Below are 15,888 nucleotides of genomic sequence, written 5' to 3' on the forward strand. Positions count from 1 at the left end.
AACTGACGGTCAGCCAGTCGGGCCCTCCCGCCGGCAGCACCGCTCCGCCCGGCGCCAGGCGGCGGTGACGGCACGGTGGGCGGCGGCGGTGGCCTCGGGGACGGCGCCCTCCAGGTGGAGCGGGGTGCCGAGGTGGACGTGGAGGGCGGGGCGCCGCAGGGGGGCGGTGGCGATTCCGGCGAGCTGTTTGGCGGTGCCGCCCGAGCTGAGGCGGCGGGCTCCGCACTGGCCGAGCGGCACCACGGGGGCGCCGGTGGCCACCGCGAGCCGGGCCAGGCCGGTGCGGAAGGGGCGGGGCCGCTCGTCACCGGAGTCCCGCCGGTCGGGCAGGCCGCCCTCCCCGTAGATCAGGACGACCCGGCCGGCCGCGAGCGCCGCCGCGGCCCCGTCGAGGGCCGCGGCGGCCCGGGCCGTCCCGCGGTGGACGGGGATGTGCCCGCCGGCCCGCAGCACACCGCCCAGCACCGGCACCTTCCACAGCCCGGCGGTCGCCATCACCACCGGTTCGGTGCCCAGCCGGCGCAGTGCGGCCAGCACCACGCCGGGGTCGGCGAGCGAGCTGTGGTTGGCGGCGACGATGCTGCCCGGGGCGACCGGGCCCGCCGTCTCGGAGGTGACGGAGAGGCGGCCGAGGACGGGCACCAGGGTGGCGGCGATTCGGCCGAGCACGGCTGCTCCTTCGTGGCCTTCGGCGGCGTGGCACTCCCATGCTCGCCGAGCGCCGCCACCCGCCGCCTGAGTATGAGTACTCAAACGGGGGCCGGGGTCAGCCCCGCTGCACGGTGACCCGGTCCACGGCCGTACCGTCCTCCATCAGGGAGCGCACCTCCATCCGGGCGGGCCTGCCCGCCGCGGCGGGGGTGACATCGACGGAGACCAGGCAGTAGCCGGTGTAGCGGACCCTCGACCAGGTGACCTTGACGGTCTGGTTGTGCCCACTGCGGTCGGAGACCACCATGGGGACGGACTTGTCGTTCGCGGTCTCGTGCCCGAGGTAGGTGTCGGAGGCCGGGAAGGAGTAGAGCCCGCCGCCGCCTCCGCCCGCGACGACGTAGGTGGTGCCGTCCTTCACCGGGTTCACGGTGTCGCCGGACGCGACCTTGCGGGTGGCCTTGCCGGCCCGGATGGGGTCGGTCCGCTCGTAGACGTGGTTGTGGCCGCTGAGCACCAGGTCCACCTGGTACTTGTCGAACAGCGGGGCCCAGTCCTGCTGCGCGCCGAGTTCGGCCCCGTTGTCGTGGCAGGTGGAGTACGTGCACTGGTGCAGGTAGACGACGATGAAGTCGATGCCGGTGTCGGCGCGGAGCGCGGTGAGCCGGCTCTCCAGCCACTTCTTCTGCTTGCCCTTGGTGTAGTCGAGGTTGGCCGGGGTGTTGTAGCAGACGTCGTTGCCGTCGAGGCTGATCAGGCCGACGTTCTGGTACCGCCAGGAGTAGATGCCGGTGGACTGGCTCCAGGCGTTGTCGGGCGTCGTGAACCGGGCGCGCATGCCGCCGTAGCCGTCGGCGCCGTACCAGGGCTCCATCTCGTGGTTGCCGATCGCCGGCATCCACGGGGTCCGGGAGGCGACGGGGTCGTTCTGCACGAAGAAGGAGTCCCACAGCCGGGCGTCGTACGCGTCGCTGGTCTTGCCGCTGCCGCCGGCGTTGGCGTAGGAGAGGTCACCCATGTGGAGGTGGAAGGCGGGGTCGAGGCCGGCGATCAGGTTTCCGGTGGCGGCCGCGTTGTACCCGATGCCCTGGTCGCCGAAGGCCGTGAAGGTGAACCCGGCGCCGCGGCCGGGGGCGGGCGCGGTGCGGAAGCTCGCCACGTCGCCGAGCCGGGCGCCCTGGCCGGCCGGGTCGTAGCCCTGGTGGCCCACGACGTAGTAGTACGTGGTGTCCGGGATCAGCTGGTCCAGCCGCGCGTGCAGGTAGTACTGGGTGACGGTGGTGGGCTTGACCAGGGGCTGGTCCTCGACCGGGTGCTGCCAGGAGAGCTTGCTGACCAGGGTGCGGACCTCGGCGGCGACGGGGGCGCCGAAGTCGCCGGGCTGGACCCCGATCCGGACGAAGGGGGCGGTCACCGCGTCCGGCACCTGCCAGGAGACGACGACCTGCTGGGAGGGGTCGGCCCCGAAGGCGAGGTGGCGGCCGAAGGGCCGCAGCGCGGACCCGGCGGTCCGCTCGCTCCGGGGTACGGGGACGGTCGGGGTGGCGGGGGCGGCCTGGGCGGAGGGGAGGGCCGGGGTGGCGAGGGCGGTCGGACGCGGGGCGGCCAGGGCGGTACCGGGCAGCAGGAGGCCGCCGGTCGCGAGGGCCGCCCCGCCCGCCGCGCCGGCTCGGAGGAGGTCGCGCCGGGTGTGCCGGGGGGTCTCGGTCTCGGACATGACATCAAGTTAGGAAACTTCCCTAACCTTTGACAAGAGGCCCGGCACCGCTGGATGTCTTTTCGACTCCCTTGCCCAGACGGCCAGTTGACCACCGCGCCGGAACCCGGGAGAGCCGGGCGCGAAAACCGGGGCCGAGGGGGCAGGGCCGGAACGGTCAGCCGCCGAGGACGCCCGGCAGACCGGTGGCGACCCCGTCCAGGGCGTGCGAGCAGACGCAGTCCCGCTCGGCGGGCAGGCTCTCCAGCGCCTCGAAGAGCACCGTGCGCAGCCGGTCGACGTTCCCCGAGAAGACCTCCAGCACCTGCGCGTGGGTCACTCCGTCCCCCGTCGCCACCCCCGCGTCGAGGTCCGTCACCAGCGCCAACGAGGTGTAGCAGACGCCGAGTTCACGCGCGAGCACGGCCTCCGGGTGGCCGGTCATGCCGACCGCCGACCAGCCGTTGGCGGAGAACCAGCGGGACTCGGCGCGGGTCGAGAAGCGCGGCCCCTCGATGACCACCAGGGTGCCGCCGTCCACCGGTTCCCAGGCCGCGTCGCGGGCCGCGGCCAGGGCCGCCCGCCGCCCGACCGGGCAGTACGGGTCGGCCATCGACACGTGCACCACCCCGGGCACGGAGCCGTCCGGCAGCGGCTGACCGTCGTAGAAGGTCTGCACCCGGCCCGAGGTCCGGTCCACGAACTGGTCCGGCACCAGCAGCGTGCCCGGCCCGTACTCCGGCCGCAATCCGCCCACCGCGCACGGTCCGAGCACCTGCCGCACACCCAGCGCGTGCAGCGCCCACAGGTTGGCCCGGTAGTTGATCCGGTGCGGCGGCAGGCCGTGGCCGCGCCCGTGCCGCGGCAGGAAGGCGACCCGGCGGCCGGCCACCTCGCCGAGGAACAGCGCGTCGCTCGGCGGCCCGTACGGCGTGTCGACCCGCAGCTCGGTCACGTCGTCCAGCAGCGCGTACAGCCCCGAGCCGCCGATCACGCCCACCTCGGCCCGTACGGCGCCCTGATCGATGGTCATCGTTCGCACCCTTCTTCGAGGAACGTCCCGGGCCCACTGTAGATCGGTGGCGGAGAGCGGCGCAGGACGAGGGTGACGGCCGTTCGGCCGCGGGCCGGCGAGGTGGTCCCGGACCGCCGTGCGGGTGACCCGCCGGTCGTGTCGGCGCCGGAACACCCCGCCCGGCGTGCATGGGTGGGAGTGCGTCGTCCGCGGACGGCGCGGGTCCTCGTCCCCGAGCTTGAGAGCCGCCCATGCCTCCCACCGCCCGTCTGCGCCGCATCGTCCCGACCGCGCTCTGCGCCCTGTCCGTGGCCCTCGCCGCACCCGCGGCCCACGCCGCGCCACCAGGTCGCGACGGCGGGTCCGACCCCGGAAGGGCTGACGGCGGCTCGTACGACTGGGACCGCGTGGCAGCCTGCGAGAGCAGCGGCAACTGGCGCGTCAACACCGGCAACGGCTACTACGGCGGCCTCCAGTTCGACCAGCCCACGTGGCGGGAGAACGGCGGCCTCGCCTACGCCTCGCGTGCCGACCTCGCCACCCGTGAGCAGCAGATCGCCGTCGCCCAGCACCTCGCCGACCGCCGCGGCCTCTCCCCCTGGCCCGTCTGCGGCGCCCGCGCCGCCCGCGGCCACGGCCGGGAGCCCGCCCCGGCGCCGCCGGCCGCCGAACCGGCCTCGGCCGTCTCGGAGGACGGCACGTGGACCGTCCGCCGGAACGACACCCTCGGCGGGATCGCCGAGCGCCTGCGCGTTCCCGGCGGTTGGCCCGCGCTCTACGAGCTCAACCTCGCCACCATCGGCGAGGACCCGGACCTCATCGAGCCCGGCATGGTCCTCGAACTCCCCTCCTGATCCCTCCCCCGCCCCGTCCCGACCGCCGTCCGCGCCCTTCCCGGCGCGGGCGGCGGTCCGTCGTTCCGGCCGGGGAGGCGGACGGCCCGCCCGCTCACGGGGAGCGGACGGGCCGGAGCGGCGGACCGGACGGGGCGGCCAGGACGGGGCGGCCAGGACTGCCGGCGCGGGCGGACGTCAGCCGACGTGGACGCGCGGGCGGCGCGAGCGGTCCGGCTCGGCCTCGCGCAGCACCTCACGGGTGACCGGCGCGACCTCGCCCTGTCCGAACAGGAAGAACCGCAGGAACTGGGCGAAGGGGCTGCCCTCGGTCCACTCGAAGTAGAGGTGCGGCTGCTGTCCGGTGCGGTCCCGGATGTTCAGCGCCAGCGCGGCCAGCGCGTTCGGGATGCTGGAGCTCTCCAGGGTGAGCACCCGGTAGCGGCCGTGCAGCACCTCGCCGCGCACGGTCAGCTCGGCCTCGAAGTCGGAGGCGTCGCGGACGGTCACCTCGACGAAGACCAGGTCGTCCTCGCCGGGGATGTCGTTGTCGGCGCGGATCTGGCGGATCTTGTCGCGGTACTCGGCGAGGTCGCGGTGGCTGGGCTCGTTGGCGATCAGCCGCAGCGGACGGTGGGCGTAGTCCCTGATGAAACGTTCCGCCACATCGTCCATGGCCACGTTGGTGACGCGCAGCTCGAAGGCGCGGCGCAGCCGGGAGAGCAGCGAGACCAGGATGATGCCGGCGATGAAACAGGCCCCGATCTTCAGGCCGTCCGGCCGCTCCAGCACGTTCAGCACCGTGGTGTAGAGGAAGATCGCCGCGATGATCGCGAAGGCGACGGTCCAGCCGCGCTCGCGCTTCTTGTGCGCGGCGATGGTCACCGCGATGGCGGCGGAGCTGATCAGCACCAGCACACCGGTGGCGTAGGCGCCGCCCTGGGCATCCACGTTGGCGTCGAAGATCCAGGTGACCAGGAAGCCGATCAGGGTCAGCACGATCACCATCGGCCGCACCGCGCGGGCCCAGTGCGGGGCCATGCCGTAGCGCGGCAGGTAGCGGGGCAGCAGGTTGAGCATGCCCGCCATGGCGGAGGCGCCGGCGAACCAGAGGATCGCGATGGTGGAGAGGTCGTAGACGCTGCCGAAGGCGCCGCCCAGGTACTCGTGCGCCAGATACGCCAGGGCGCGGCCGTTGGCCTCGCCGCCGGCCTTGAACTGGTCGGCCGGGATGAGCAGCGTGGTGATGAAGCTGGTGGTGATCAGGAAGGCGCTCATGATCACGGCGGCGGTGGTCAGCAGTTTGCGGGTGCCGCGGATCCGGCCCGCCGGATCGGCCTCGGTGTCGGTCGGGTCGCCCTTGATGTGCGGCATCACGGCGACGCCGGTCTCGAAGCCGGACAGGCCGAGCGCCAGCTTCGGGAAGGTCACCAGGGCCACGCCGACCATGACGATCGGGTTGCCGTGCTGGGCCGTCAGCGCGGACGTCCAGTCGGTGACCACGTGCGGGGCCTCGATGATCTTCCAGAGGCCGACCGCCACCACGACCACGTTCAGCGCCAGGTACGCCCCGACCAGGAACACCGCCAGGCCGATCGCCTCGCTGAAGCCCTTGAGGAAGACCGCGCCGAGCATGGCCACCAGGACCAGCGTGATCAGCACCTGCTTGCCGCCGAGGAAGCCGGTCAGGTGCGGGTTCTCCACCAGGTGCGCGCTCGCGTCGGCGGCGGACAGCGTGATGGTGATCAGGAAGTCCGTGGCCGCGAAGCCGAGCAGCGCGAGGACGAACAGCTTGCCCTTCCAGAACGACAGCAGCCGCTCCAGCATCGCGATCGAGCCCTCACCGCGCGGGCTCTCCTTGGCCACCCGCCGGTAGACCGGCAGGGCGCCCAGCAGGGTGACCACCACCAGCACGATGGTGGCGATCGGCGACAGCACGCCCGCGGCGAGCGCCGCGATGCCCGGCTGGTAGCCGAGCGTCGAGAAGTAGTCCAGGCCGGTCAGGCACATCACGCGCCACCAGCGCTGGCCGACGGGCCCGCCGTGCGCGACCGGCGCGGCGGAGTCCCCCGCCGCCGCGCCCTCGGCCGACTCCTCGGGGGCGCCCTGCGCGGCGGGCTTCTCCGCGCTCACGTCCTCCAGCAGCCAGCTGCGGAGGCGTATTCGCGCCGACGGCGCGTCCGACTCCGCCGTCTCCGTCGAACCCGACGAAACCACCTTGCACCTCTTGTTTAAAGACCCCGTAAAAACGCCGTCGGGCGACGGCAGAGCGACACGCTATGCGACGGGCGTTAAGAATCCGCTACCGGGCCGCGTTAAGAAAACGTCATGGCCCCGCAGGTCGGCGCGGGTGGCACGGTGCGGCGGGCCGGGTGCCGGGAACGGAGGGACCCCGGACCGATGTGCCGGTCCGGGGCCCCTCCCGGGACGCGCCCTAGGTCTTTTCCCGCGGGGGGGGGGGAGCCTCGGGTCAGGCCCGGTAGCCGAGGACGGTCATCATGCCCGTCTCCGCGTGGTAGACGTTGTGGCAGTGCACCATCCACAGGCCCGGGTTGTCGGCGTCGAACTCGACGGCCAGCGTCGCACCCGGCAGCACGATCGCGGTGTCCTTGCGCGGGCCGTCGCCGGGCAGCGCGAAACTGTGGCCGTGCAGGTGGACGGGGTGCCACATGGCGGTGCTGTTGCGGAACTCCAGCCGCACCCGCTCGCCCGCCGCCACCGGGTGGCGCCGCGCCGGGTCGTACCTGCGGCCGTCGAACGCCCAGTCGGCCTTCGCCATCCCGCCGGTGAGCTCCAGCGCCACCGTGCGGTCCGGCGCCTTCGCGGGCAGCCGGACCGCCGGGGCCGCCCTGAGCTGCCCGGCGGCGACCAGCCGGCCGTCCAACTCGGCGGGGCGGACGGCCGCTTCGGGCGCGGCGCCCGCGCCGGTGCGCAGCACGGCCAGGGCGGTGGCGTTCTTGCCCTCGGCCAGCGCGGTCAGCGGGAAGACGCCGTCCCCGGCGGTGACCAGCACGTCGTAGCGCTCGCCCATGCCGAGCAGCAGCGCCTGGGTGGTGGCGGGTTCGACCGGGAAGCCGTCGGTGTGGGTGACGGTCAGCTCGTGGCCGCCGAGGGCCACCCGGTAGGCGGTGTCGCCGCCCGCGTTGACCAGCCGGATCCGGATCCGGTCGCCGGGCTTGGCGGTGAAGGTCTCGGGAGCGACCGCGAGCCGGCCGTTGACCAGGTGGAACGGGTACCCGACGTCACCGGCGTCGCCGCCCAGCAGCGGGCTCCGGGCGCCCATCAGCATCCGGCTGGGGCCGGTGCCGCCCTGAGCGCTCCCCGCCGCGGGCGTCCCCGCCGCGTCGTGGCCGGGCATGCCCGGCATCCCTGGCATCCCCGGCATGTCGTGCCCGGAGCCGGCCCCGTGGTCCATCCCGCCCATGCCCCGGGCGAGTTCGGCGAGGACGGCGTCCGGGGTGCTGCCGTCGACACCGTCCAGCCAGTCGTCCAGGACGACGACCCACTCCCTGTCGTAGGCCAGCGGCTCCTTGGGGTCCTCGACGATCAGCGGGGCGTACAGACCGCGGTCCTGCTGGACGCCGGAGTGCGGGTGGAACCAGTAGGTGCCCGGGTGGGTGAGCGCGAAGCGGTACTCGAAGGAGGCGCCGGGCCTGATCTCGGCCTGGGTCAGGCCCGGTACGCCGTCCATGTCGTTGCGCAGGGCGAGGCCGTGCCAGTGCAGCGAGGTGGACTGCGGGAGGTGGTTGGCGAGGGTGACGGCGAGCGTGTCGCCGAGGGTGGCACGCACCTCCCGGCCGGGCAGGCGGTCGCCGTACGCCCAGCTGCGGACGGTGCGGCCGCCGAGGTCGAGGGTGGTCTCGGTGGCGGTGAGCGCGACCCTGCGCTCCGGGCCGGGGTTGCGCGCGGCCTCGGCGGCGGCGACCTCGGGGCCGTTCGGGGCGAGGTAGCCGGCCGGGGCGGCGGCCGGGCCGGACGTTCCACTCGTGGGGCCGTGGCCCATGGACGCGTGGTCCATGCCCTTCATGGAGCCGGAGGAGCAGGCGGTGAGCAGGCCGGTCCCGGCGGCGGCGAGCGCGGCGCCGAGGACGGTACGGCGGGTGGGTGTGCGCATGGCGGAGTGCACCTCGTGCGGTGTGTGGGTGTGCAGGACGTCGCGTCGGCCGGTCCGCGCGCGGGCGCTCGAAAGTGCGAGCGGGCGCGGAGCGGCGGGCGCGCGCCTACTGACGCAGCACCGAGAGCCGGGTGAGGAGTATCCGCCCGCCGCCGGGCGGGGGCAGGGCGCGAACGGCCCGCAGCAACCGGGCCCGCACCTCGGCGGCGGCGTCGCCACTGCGGCGCAGCAGCGGGCCGGCCAGGAGCAGCAGCACGGTCCAGCCGGCCAGGACGGCGAGGCAGACCGCCATCGGGTCCATGCCGCCGGGGGTGGCGGGGTCGAGGGCGGGGACGGCCCCGGTGGGGGCGGCGGCTCGGCCGTGGTGGTCGCCGACCGCCGGGTGCCCCGCGGAGTCGTGGGTCGGGGAGTCGTACGCCATGGGGTCGAGCGCCGCGGAGGCGTGCGTATCCGGCGCCGTGTGCCCGCCGTGGCCTCCGCCCGGGTGGCCGAGCGTGTGCATGGTCACAATGCCGAGCAGCAGCGCGGCGAGCAGCAGCAGGCGCGGTGCCCGGGGCGCGGGCGGGTCGAACGGCCGCGATCGCGCCATCCTCCGCCTCCCGCCCCGCTCGTCCGCCCGTACCCCCGCAGGGTATCCCGATCCTACGCCGGGGACCGCCGCCGGGCACCCCGCCCGCCCTCTTCCGTGTCCCGCCGCGCCCCGGCGGCCCGGGCCTCGCCAGGACGCCTCGGGCCCGCTCGGCCGTCTCAGGAAGCGTCGCCCACGCCCGCACCCAGCAGAGCGGCCGCCGCGTGCTCCCGGAACCAACGGTGCGCCGGGTCAGCCGAGTTGCGCGGGTGCCAGGCCATCCCCAGTTCCAGCGGGGCGAGTTCGAGCGGGATCGGGAAGGTCCGCAGGCCCAGGGCGGCGACGGTGTCCGGCAGCCAGTCCGCGGGGACGAGCGTGATCAGGTCGCTGTCCCGGGCCAGCAGCATCGCCCCGGTGTGGCTGGGCACCACGACCGCCACCCGGCGCCGCAGCCCGAGCCCGTCCAGCGCCGCGTCGATCGGACCGAGCCGCTTGCCGCGCCGGGAGACGCCGATGTGGTCGGCGGCCGCGAAGCGCCGGGCGGTGATCCGGCGGCCGTCGAGAAGCGGATGGCCGGCGCGGGCGAGGCCGACCAGCGGGACGGCGAGCAGCGGCCGGGTGCGGACCTCCGGGTCCACGTGCCCGAGCACGCCCAGCTCGACGTCCACCAGCCCCTGCCGCAGCGCCGGCCCGTCCTCCAGCGCCTCCGGCAGGAAGACCACGTCCACCCGGGGGGCCCGGGCCCGGACCCGCTCGACGAGGACCCCGGCCGTCCGCACCAGCACCAGTTCACCGGCCTGCACCGTGAACGTCCGGTCGAGGTGCACCGGGTCGAACCCGGCGCCGGGGCGCAGCACGCTGTCGCAGCCGCGCAGCAACGCCCCGACCTCCTCGCGCAGTTCGAGCGCCCGCGGGGTCGGGACGAGGCCCTGGCCGGCCCGCACCAGCAACGGGTCCTCGACGGCGCGGCGCAGCCGGGCCAGCATCCGGCTGACCGCCGCCGGCGAGGTGCCGAGGCGTTCGGCCGCGCGGGTCACGCTGTTCTCCTGGAGCAGGGCGTCCAGGGCCCGCAACAGGTTGAGGTCCATCATTTCCGCGCTCCCGAGCTGGGCCTTTGCGTTCCTGGCAACTATCCGATGCCGATCTTTGCATGGTTCCCCGGGCCGTCGCCCACGAAGGTGGAAACCAACGCGAAGCCCCTCCCCGAGGAGTCCCCATGTCACAGCCCGCCAGCACCGACCGCACCGCCCGCGCCGGCGACGTCCTGGCCGTCGTCAGCCAGAGCGGCCCGACCGTGTGCTTCTACGACGCCGCCGACGACCGGCTGCTCGACACGGTCGAGGTCCTCGCCGAGCCGCACGAGCTCTGCTTCGACCCGGCCCGGCGGCTGCTCTGGTGCACCAGCGCGTACCACTCGGGCTACTACCACGCCAACAGCGGCCGCCGCACCGAGGTGACCGTCATCGACGCCGACACCCGCCGGATCGTCGACGTGATCGACCTCTCCCCCGAACACGGGCCGCACGGACTGGCGTTGGACGCCGCCCGCGGCCGGCTGTACGTCAGCGTGGAGGGCGGCGCGGACCGCCCCGGCGGCGTGGTCGTCATCGACGCCGAGACCCGCCGCCCGCTCGGCCGGATCGACACCGATGCCCCCGGCCCGCACTGGTTCGCGCTCTCCCCGGACGGCCGGACCGGCTTCGCCACCAACAAGGAGGCGCCCTTCGTCTCGGTCGTGGACCTCGACCGGGGGGTGCTGACCGCCAAGGTCGAGGTTCCCGGCAGCGAGGGCCTGGCCGTCTCCCCCGACGGCAGCCGGGTCTACGCCGCAGGCCCGTACTTCTCCCCGTCGCTCGGCGCGACGCCGGGCATCCGCGTCATCGACGTACCGACCGGGACCGTCACGGCCGTCCTGCCGACGGATTCCCCGGCGCTGCCGGTGCACCTCACCACGACGGGCCGGCTGCTGGTCGGCGAGGTCCGGACGACGCCCGACCCGGACTCCGCCCTGGGGCGCCAACTCCCGGGCCGGCTCACGGTGTTCGACGCCGAGGACCACCGCCGGATCGGCGAGGTCGAGGTGGGCCTCTTCCCGCTCACCATCACCTCCTCCCCGGACGGCCGCCTCGGCTACATCTCCTGCGTCGTCTCCTCCACCGTCGACATCGTCGACCTGGACACCCTCGCCCCCGTCTCCCGCCTCACCGTGCCCAAGCTCGCCGAGCCGGGCGCCCACGGCCTGGCCTACCTCCCCCGCCCGGCCTGATCCCCCACGGGGCGAAGGGAGTTCGAGGACGACCCCTACGACGACGTGGCCGTCACGATCCGGCCGTCGGGTGCCACGGTCAGCTCGACGTGGACCGGCGGCCGGCCCGCGGCCGCGTCGTCGCGGTGGTAGCCGAGCGTCCGGGAGCGGCCGTCCGGGCCGGCGGGGGTGACGGTCGGGGTCAGGCCCGCGGTCCGGTCGGCGAACCAGGTGCCGGCGAAGGCCGTTCCGGCGGCGACGAGCCGCTCCGGCGGAAGGCCGGGCACGTCGGCCCCGGCGGAAGCCGCCGCGGTGGCGGCGAGCAGCCGTCCGCCGGGCTGCTCGATCCGGAAGCTGCCGCGGTCGGTGGTGACCTCCATGACCCGCGGGGCCGGCCCGGGGTCGGCGTCGGTCGTGGTGGTGTCCACCAGGGTGCCCGGGCCGAACAGGCCCTCCGCCACCCGCCGCGCCGTCACCAGGTCGTCGGACGGCGGCGCGGCGAAGACCGACGCGTCCCGGTACGTCCGGACGCCGAAGTGGACCACCAGCCCGACCCCCGCCAGCCCGACGGTGGCCAGCACCAGCCCGTGGACGAGGTCCCGGCGCACCCGGGGGAGGCCGCTCCGCCGCACCAGCAGCCAGCCGACGGCGAGGACGGTGCCCAGCAGCGCGCCGGCCGCGTTGTCGACGAAGTCGGTCCCGTCGCAGGCCCGTCCGGTCCCGAGCAGGGTCTGCACGACCTCGGTGGTGGCGGAGAGCAGCACGGAGCCGGCGAGCACGGTGGCGGGCCGCCGGAAGAGCAGCACGCCGAAGTACGCCAGCGGCACGTAGAGCGCGACGTTCATCAGCCCCTGCGGGCCCGTCACCTCCGTCCACACCACCGACCCGACCCTGCAGAGCGCCTGCCCGGTGTCCGCGCTGCTCGTCGGCGTGAGCGTCACCGCCACCTCGCCCGCCAGGCTCAGTCCCCAGAGCACCGCCGACGGCACCGCCGCACCCCTGCGACGGGCCCACCAGGCGGTCGCGGCGGTGAACACCACCCCGAGGACGAGGAACACGGGCAGCAGCGCGGGCGCGGCCGAGTAGCTTGCTTCGATCATCGGGACTTCCGGTCAAGGGCCCTACCGGGCCGAGTGGTTGGTGGACAGAGGAACGCTACCCCAGCCCGCGGCCCCGGCCCCACCCGCGCCCCACCCGCGCCCTGCTCGTACACGCCGCCCGCGCCGCCCACAGCGTCCGCGCCGCCCGCGCCAAGCCGCCCTGTCCGCATCGCGGAACGCGGGACGGCGGCCGTTCTGACAGCTTCCGCCTGACCGAAACCTGCCAACACGGCTGCCCCGCAGCTCATCCGGGGTCGGCTCGGCGCTCCGGCCCTGGCCCGAAGCTGCCACGCGCTTGGTGTCACCCCGAAATCGTGTGAGCGCCCCGGGGGCCCGTGCGAATCTTGGGACCGCCGAGGCCGCGAGCGAACGATCGCGGCCCGAAACCCCCCTGAATTCGGAGGACTTCCCCATGCTCACCTCCGCGCTCTCCCGCGGTCCCGCACACCGGGCGACGGCCGGTTCCGACGCGGCACCCGCCGCCCCGCTCTCCCGCCGCCCGGCCCCGGAGGCGGTCTCGGCCGCCTCGGGCGACGGCTTCTCCTGGGGCTGACCGGCCGGTTCCCCCCAGCACCCCCGGGGCCTCCGGTGCACCTCGTCGGCGTCCTGCTGACCGCCTCGACGGGCGGTCCGGCGGGCGCCGGGCCGACCGTCGGGGCCGTGCTCTCGGCCCTGGACAGTGTGACGTCCGCCCGCGACGGCGTCGAGCACCTCCACGTCCACATCACCCCCCGGGGCGTCCGGTTGACCTTCTACCTCGCCGACTGCGACCAGATCGACGCCGTCGGCCGCGCCATCGCGATCGCGAACCGGGCCGTCATCGGCCCGACGGCCCTCGCCCGGTTCACCGTCGCGGACTTCAAGGTGCTCGACCGGCCCGGCGGTCCCCGGCCCGACGCCCGCTGACGACCCCGCTCCCCACCCGCACGGCACCGCGACCGCACCCCGACGGCGGCTCCCCCGACGGCTGTTGCCCGCCGCACGCCGCCCCGGTCGCCCCCTCCCGAAGTCGCTCGACCGTCATCGGAGACTCATGCGCATCACATCGGTCGGCCATGCCGGCCTGCTCGTGGAGACCAGTGCCGGACGCATCCTGTGCGACCCCTGGTTCAATCCGGCCTTCTTCGCCTCGTGGTTCCCCTTCCCCGACAACGAGGCGATGGACACGGCCCAGCTGCACACCGCGGAGTACCTGTACGTCTCCCACCTCCACCACGACCACTTCGACGCCGAGTGGCTGCGGACCCGGATGTCCAAGGACACCGTGGTGCTGCTGCCGGACTACCCGGTCCGCGACCTGCGGACCTCCCTGGAGGACCTCGGCTTCCGCCACTTCGTCCAGACCCGGGACCTCGAACCGACCCGGCTCGACGGCGGCGTCCAGGTGATGGTCAACGCGCTCACCTCGCCGACCGACGGCCCGATCGGCGACTCCGCGATCCTCATCGACGACAACGGCACCAGGATCCTCAACCAGAACGACGCCCGGCCGGTCGACGAGCCCCGGATCAGGTCCTTCGGGCCGCTCGCCGGGCACTTCCTCCAGTACTCCGGGGCGATCTGGTACCCGATGGTGTACGACTTCCCCGCCCGGATGAAGCAGACCGTCGGCCGCCGCAAGCGCCGCAACGGCATGGCCCGCGCGCTCAACTACGTCGAGCAGTACGGCGCCGAGCACGTCTTCCCGTTCGCCGGGCCGCCCTGCTTCCTGGACGAGGAGCTCTTCCACCTCAACGACCTGGTCGGGGACGACGCCAACATCTTCCCCGACCAGTGGGTCTTCCTCGACTTCCTGCGGGAGCACGGGGTGACCAACTCCCACCTGTTCCTGCCGGGCACCGTGGCCGAGCTGGGCCCGGACCGGAGCTGCCGGCTGGAGCAGGTCGACGAGCGGACGGTCGCCCGGATCCGCGACGACCGCACCGGCTACCTGCGCGAGTACCAGGCCCGCCGGGCCGACCGGATCCGCGCCGAGAAGGCCGGCTGGCCGACGGAGCGCACCGATCTGCTGGCGAGCCTCAAGGAGTGGGTGGAGCCGCTGCTGCGGTACGCCGACCACACCTGCGAGGGCGTCAACGGCCGGGTCCTGGTCGAGGTGGTGGACACCGTCCCGGCGGACGCGGACGCGCCCCGCGAGCAGATCCTGTTCGACTTCCTGGACCGGCGGGTGGCCCCGTGGGCGGGCGAGGACTGCCGCTACCGCTTCGAGCTGCCCCGGCCGCTGGTGGAGCGATTGGTCGCCGAGCGCTGCCCCGACTGGGCGAACGAGCTGTTCCTGTCCTGCCGCTTCAAGGCCGCCCGCAAGGGGCCCTTCAACGAGTTCGTGACCACCTTCTTCGCTTCTCTCTCCACCGAGCGGATGTCCTATGTCGAGGGCTACTACGCGGAGTTGAGCCAGACCGAGGAGCGGGCCAGGGCCGGCGACTACGTCGTCCAGCGGCTCTGCCCCCATCTCAAGGCGGACCTGGTCCGGTTCGGCTCCCACCGGGACGGCGTCCTCACCTGCCGCCTGCACGACTGGGAGTTCGACCTGGCCACCGGCCGCTGCCTGACCAGTGACGACCGGAAGATCATCAGCGAGGCGCGGGTGCCCCCGTCCGACGATGACCCGGACCTGCCCGAGATCCCCGCAGCCTGAACAGGACTGTCATGACCCTTCCCCTGGTGTCGGTGGTCATCCCGCTCTACAACGACGCCCGCACGCTGCCCGCCTGCCTGGAGGCGGTGACCGCCCAGACCTACCCGAACCTCGAGATCGTCGTGGTCGACGACGCCAGCACCGACGAATCGGCCCGGATCGCCGAGAAGTACCCGTGCCGACTGGTCCGCCAGGAACGCAACTCCGGGCCCGCCGAGACCCGCAACCGCGGCGCCCGGGAGGCCCTCGGCGAGATCGTCTTCTTCCTGGACGCCGACGTCGGACTGTCCCCGACCTCGGTCGCCGCCGCCGTGGAGCGGCTGACCGCCGACCCGGGGATCGGGTCGGTGTGCGGCATCACCGCCAAGGAGCCGCTGCTGCCGACCACCCTGGTCGGGGACTACCGGATCCTCCAGTCGTACTACTGGCGGGCCAGCTCCGAGGGCACCGTCACCCCGTGGTTCTCCGCCCTGGCGGCCATCCGCCGCTCGCTGTTCCTGGACTCCGGCGGGCTGAACCCGGCACTGCGCCAGACCGAGGAGATCGACTTCGGTGTACGGCTGTCGGCCACCCACCGGATCGAGCTCAGCTCCGCGATCGAGGGCCGGCACAACGACGAGGAGCAACTGTCCGGACTGGTCCGCAAGTTGTTCCGGCGAGCGAGGCTCCGGGTACCGCTCTACGTGGACCACCGGGGCTTCATGCGCGGGTTCGAGACCCGCTCCCGGGCCGTCGCCGCGCTCGCCGCGGCCGGCGCCGTCGCCTCCCTCCCGCTCGCCCTGGTGGACCGCCGGGCGCTGCCGGCCACCGCCGCGCTGGCGGCCGGCGCCGTGATCGCCGACCACGGCTTCCACGCCTTCCTGGTCCGCGAGCGCGGGGTCGCGACGGCCGCCGGGTACACCGCCCTGCACTTCGCGGCGGGCGCCGCGGTGACCGCGGGCACCGACATCACCCACTCGCTGCTGGAGAACGTCGTCCTCCCGGCCTCGGCCGAGGGCCAGGAGACCCCGCTCGGTCTGGTGGTCTCC

14 protein-coding genes are annotated in these 15,888 nt (G+C 74.2%); 6 read left to right on the forward strand and 8 right to left on the reverse strand.

Annotated elements, in window-relative coordinates; all coding sequences use genetic code 11:
• Positions 1 to 9 precede the first annotated feature (9 nt).
• The 3 genes from AB0E96_RS11665 to AB0E96_RS11675 form a co-directional block, all read right to left on the reverse strand.
• A complete protein-coding gene (locus tag AB0E96_RS11665) occupies positions 10 to 669 on the reverse strand; it encodes a lysophospholipid acyltransferase family protein (RefSeq protein ID WP_359821574.1) in 660 nt (219 codons plus the stop codon).
• Between the two features lie 97 nt (positions 670 to 766).
• Positions 767 to 2,368: a metallophosphoesterase family protein gene (locus tag AB0E96_RS11670; protein WP_359821576.1), complete on the reverse strand. Its 1,602-nt coding sequence runs from the start codon at positions 2,366 to 2,368 to the stop codon at positions 767 to 769.
• Positions 2,369 to 2,525: 157 nt separating this feature from the next.
• Positions 2,526 to 3,380: an S-methyl-5'-thioadenosine phosphorylase gene (locus AB0E96_RS11675; RefSeq protein WP_359821578.1), complete on the reverse strand. Its 855-nt coding sequence runs from the start codon at positions 3,378 to 3,380 to the stop codon at positions 2,526 to 2,528.
• Positions 3,381 to 3,613: 233 nt separating this feature from the next.
• On the opposite strand from AB0E96_RS11675, the gene AB0E96_RS11680 reads away from it, so the two are divergent.
• The gene (locus tag AB0E96_RS11680; protein ID WP_359821580.1) at positions 3,614 to 4,216 is read left to right on the forward strand and encodes a transglycosylase family protein; all 603 of its coding nucleotides are present in this window, start codon (positions 3,614 to 3,616) and stop codon (positions 4,214 to 4,216) included.
• Positions 4,217 to 4,393: 177 nt separating this feature from the next.
• On the opposite strand, the gene AB0E96_RS11685 is transcribed toward AB0E96_RS11680, so the two are convergent.
• From AB0E96_RS11685 to AB0E96_RS11700, 4 genes are all read right to left on the reverse strand, one after another.
• Positions 4,394 to 6,205, reverse strand: a complete 1,812-nt coding sequence (locus tag AB0E96_RS11685; protein ID WP_359821604.1) for an amino acid transporter — start codon at positions 6,203 to 6,205, stop codon at positions 4,394 to 4,396.
• A 460-nt stretch (positions 6,206 to 6,665) separates the two neighbouring features.
• Entirely contained in the window at positions 6,666 to 8,309 is a 1,644-nt protein-coding gene (locus AB0E96_RS11690; protein ID WP_359821583.1) for a multicopper oxidase family protein, read from the reverse strand.
• 106 nt (positions 8,310 to 8,415) lie between these two features.
• The gene (locus tag AB0E96_RS11695; RefSeq protein WP_359821586.1) at positions 8,416 to 8,898 is read right to left on the reverse strand and encodes a hypothetical protein; all 483 of its coding nucleotides are present in this window, start codon (positions 8,896 to 8,898) and stop codon (positions 8,416 to 8,418) included.
• A 158-nt stretch (positions 8,899 to 9,056) separates the two neighbouring features.
• Complete coding sequence (locus AB0E96_RS11700) at positions 9,057 to 9,965, reverse strand: LysR family transcriptional regulator (protein ID WP_359821606.1); 909 nt, start codon at positions 9,963 to 9,965, stop codon at positions 9,057 to 9,059.
• Between the two features lie 128 nt (positions 9,966 to 10,093).
• On the opposite strand from AB0E96_RS11700, the gene AB0E96_RS11705 reads away from it, so the two are divergent.
• A complete protein-coding gene (locus tag AB0E96_RS11705) occupies positions 10,094 to 11,143 on the forward strand; it encodes a YncE family protein (protein ID WP_359821589.1) in 1,050 nt (349 codons plus the stop codon).
• 35 nt (positions 11,144 to 11,178) lie between these two features.
• Here AB0E96_RS11705 and AB0E96_RS11710 read toward each other — a convergent pair whose 3' ends face one another.
• Positions 11,179 to 12,222, reverse strand: coding sequence for a VanZ family protein (locus AB0E96_RS11710; RefSeq protein ID WP_359821591.1), 1,044 nt, complete (start codon positions 12,220 to 12,222; stop codon positions 11,179 to 11,181).
• 412 nt (positions 12,223 to 12,634) lie between these two features.
• Here AB0E96_RS11710 and AB0E96_RS11715 point away from each other — a divergent pair, with 412 nt between their 5' ends.
• The 4 genes from AB0E96_RS11715 to AB0E96_RS11730 all read left to right on the forward strand — a co-directional run.
• A complete protein-coding gene (locus AB0E96_RS11715) occupies positions 12,635 to 12,775 on the forward strand; it encodes a hypothetical protein (RefSeq protein ID WP_359821593.1) in 141 nt (46 codons plus the stop codon).
• Positions 12,776 to 12,810: 35 nt separating this feature from the next.
• A complete protein-coding gene (locus AB0E96_RS11720) occupies positions 12,811 to 13,128 on the forward strand; it encodes a hypothetical protein (RefSeq protein WP_359821595.1) in 318 nt (105 codons plus the stop codon).
• Positions 13,129 to 13,255: 127 nt separating this feature from the next.
• Complete coding sequence (locus AB0E96_RS11725; protein ID WP_359821598.1) at positions 13,256 to 14,860, forward strand: Rieske 2Fe-2S domain-containing protein; 1,605 nt, start codon at positions 13,256 to 13,258, stop codon at positions 14,858 to 14,860.
• A gap of 11 nt (positions 14,861 to 14,871) precedes the next feature.
• On the forward strand, positions 14,872 to 15,888 hold a 1,017-nt coding region (locus AB0E96_RS11730; RefSeq protein WP_359821601.1), incomplete at its 3' end, for a glycosyltransferase family A protein.

The organism is Kitasatospora sp. NPDC036755 (genome assembly GCF_040636595.1).
Taxonomy (GTDB): domain Bacteria; phylum Actinomycetota; class Actinomycetes; order Streptomycetales; family Streptomycetaceae; genus Kitasatospora.